We start from the raw sequence: 2900 nt of genomic DNA, 5'->3' as shown, positions 1-2900 counted from the left end.
ACAGGAAGCTCCGTAACTAACAGATTGTTCAGCCCTCCCCTATCCTAGTTAAAGGTTGCGGAGTCGTCAGATTCTGCACCATTTTTTGGCTTGCCGATGGGATAAACGACGAGTTATCACCACTGCGATTGCCAGACAGGGCATTGATCTCCTGAACCAGGCGCTGGTGGTTTCGGTTCAATTCGGTGTCATTCAGATTTGCCACCTGGGGTCGCTCACTCTCGGCTTCACCTGTGTCAGCGTCGTCTTTCTTAGCTCCGGCCAGACTGCCCAGGTAATTCAACAGCTGTTGCCCCTTACCAATGATCTTATTCAGTAAGGACTGGGTGCCGTTGCCTCCAGCCTGAGCGGGCAATGTCCCCTCCGGGATGCTCTCATTCAGTGGGTGCCTGCCATTGGACTGTGGGCTGTCCACTTGCGCAAGCACCTCGCTCCTGCTGAGCACCTTGTTATCAACGATCAGGCGCTCAACGGTCTCGCCTTTCTGGCTGAAAAAGTTTTGCACCCGAAGGCTCTGGCTGGCATTGATCGGGTGGGCATTGATCGGGTGGGCATTGATCGGGTGAGAGCTATTGTCGCTGTTATTCAACAGGTTCTTCTTCGGCAAGACAGTCAGGATAAGATCCCCGTCCGACTTTTGATAGCGCAATTTCCAGCAGTCATAGGTATTAATTTCGAGCTGGTCAGCCGTGCCCGTGACGTTTGCCAGAAGCCATTGGCTGTTACCCGTATCATCGCCAGAGAAACGGTAAATAGCGCTTTTTTCATCAATTACATACTGATGTCCGGGGATGGTTTGCTCTGAAAGTGAATAACCAGACCCGAGTCGTTGACCGATCATGTCCTTGCCATCCAGAATGCTGTCATCCAGTTCCAGGCTGTCTGGCCAGCCATTGGCGTAGATACTGTTAGGGTCCTGCCAGGTGCCTATTCTCACCAGGGGGTCAACACCGGACGCCATCATTTTTATGCCTTCAGGCGACGGGAGACGCGGGTTGACGATGAGTTTTTCAGCGGCATAACAGCTCAGCGCCCGAATTTTCCTGTCTGGCTTAAGGGCCTCGGTTGCCAAAACAACCTGGCCATCCCGGTAGATGGTTAGAAAACCACGGTCATCTATTGTCATAGCCAGGTGCTGACGGGGGGAGGTAAAGAATTGCCTGACTCTGCTATGAAAGACCCTGAAACCATCCGTTAGTCTGATCTCCAGCCCCCCGGATTCCACGCTTAAGCTGATAACATCAGAGCCGTCAGCCCCGGCAAAATAAATCAGTTTGCTTCCGGCCTGTGTTTGCCTGCCGAAGGGTAAGCTCCGGCGAATCCAGGCGGCCAGGATAAAACTGCCGCCAGTGACCGGAGGTGGCATCAGGCGGGATAAACCGGCTGGGCAACGAGCCTGGTCACCGCTGTCAGTGGCATTACGCCAAGCCAGCGAATGCCAGCTTGCCCCCTGCAAATCCGCAAGGCTGATACCAGCCATTCGAACACGGTTAAACGAAGCAGGAGCGAAGAATAGTTTTACCGCGCCATTTTCTTCTGCATTCTCCAGCTCCAGACTGACAAGGTTATTGCCAGGGCCGGGGTGGACACTGACACCCCTGCTTTTAAGATGGAAAATATCATTTCCCGAATCGCCGTACAGCCCGGCCTCGGGCTTGGCAGTACCTGAGAAGAAAAACACGTCATCCCCTGGCCCGCCATGCACCGGTGCGGTGATATTGCCAAGCTGGTAATTGCCATCCAGTCGTTTATCAACCGTCAGCCTGGAGTGATAATAATTTCGAAGTTTTTTGCCGCTCAGCAGCCTGGTTCCGTTGTTGCCCGGAGCAATCGTTGTCAGGCGCCAGAAATGCCGTTCCAGACTGTTGATAAAGTGCCCGGTGACCAGGCTGCCATCTTCACGCACACAGCGGGGAACGTACGGTAAATCGATGCTGAAAAATAAATGTCCGTCGTTGTTTACTTCCAGACGGGTATAATTCCCGGTCAGTTGCCAGTCGAGATTTTCGGGTTGTACCCCGTGCAATACCAGGGTATTCCCGTTGTCCCGGTCGACGATCCGGGTGCCATTGGCCTGCGGGTGGATCACGTAAATATCCGGGCCCAGATTGCCAGAAAGCAGGTCAGGCCCCAGGTTGGCCACCATCCGGTCAGCTTTCGGGCTGCCATAATGTCGGTTGTATCCAGTCCCCCCAACCGTGGTGGTGATTGAGCTGTTGCCCTTGCTGCGGGGAGAGGAAATCCTGAAAATATCATCACCTCCTCCGCCGTCGACGGCAAGGCCAGCGAGAGCCGGAATGTTGAAGATATCGCCGCTCTTGGGGCCTTTGAAAATCTCAAAGTTGCTGACATTTGACGGCCATGTTTCATAGGTGCCATTCGATCCCGGTGCCATCAGCGTATAAAACAAACGAGCCTGGTTATGAGTCTCCTCAGAGCAGGACCGCGAATCGTTTGCAGGGCAAGAGTGCCTCACTGAGCTTGAGATCACAGACAGGTGGAGCCGGACAAATTCCGGGGCAAGGGTTGCCCGGCTCAAGTCCAGCGTGTCTTTACCCGGACCACCGTTAAAATGGACAGACATCGGCAGCTTCTGAAGAAAAAGGGCGTCATCCCCCTCTCTGCCATAAAACCTGCGCACCGAACCTCTGGACATATACACGTTATCTTTATCATCACCGAAAAAGTTGATGCGGCCCTTGCCGGTGTCCTCCAGGATAAAGTTCCTGACCGTTAAACTATTTTGCAGGCCGACAGTCACACTACGACTGACCGGCAAGTTAAAGAGCAGCGTATTGGCACCATTTCCTCCGTCCAGGTAGGTACCTCTTTGCCAGGGAGCATTAATGATGAGCCGGTCATTTCCATCCCCCATATCCACCCAGTCCAAACCACCTCCG

At 53.7% G+C, this 2900-nt stretch carries 1 protein-coding gene (only partly in view); it reads right to left on the bottom strand.

Annotation, left to right across the window (positions count from 1 at the left end):
• Positions 1 to 28: 28 nt before the first annotated feature.
• Positions 29 to 2900, bottom strand: partial view of a TcdA/TcdB catalytic glycosyltransferase domain-containing protein gene (locus K7B67_RS02285; RefSeq protein ID WP_252178755.1) — the 3' end only. 25289 nt of this gene lie beyond the right edge of the window; 2872 of the gene's 28161 nt are visible here — the last part of the coding sequence; the start codon falls outside the window, past its right edge — the gene reads right to left on this strand; the stop codon is at positions 29 to 31.

The organism is Endozoicomonas sp. 4G, assembly GCF_023822025.1.
In the GTDB taxonomy this organism is placed as follows: domain Bacteria; phylum Pseudomonadota; class Gammaproteobacteria; order Pseudomonadales; family Endozoicomonadaceae; genus Endozoicomonas_A.
This window is presented reverse-complemented; position numbering and strand designations above follow the sequence as displayed.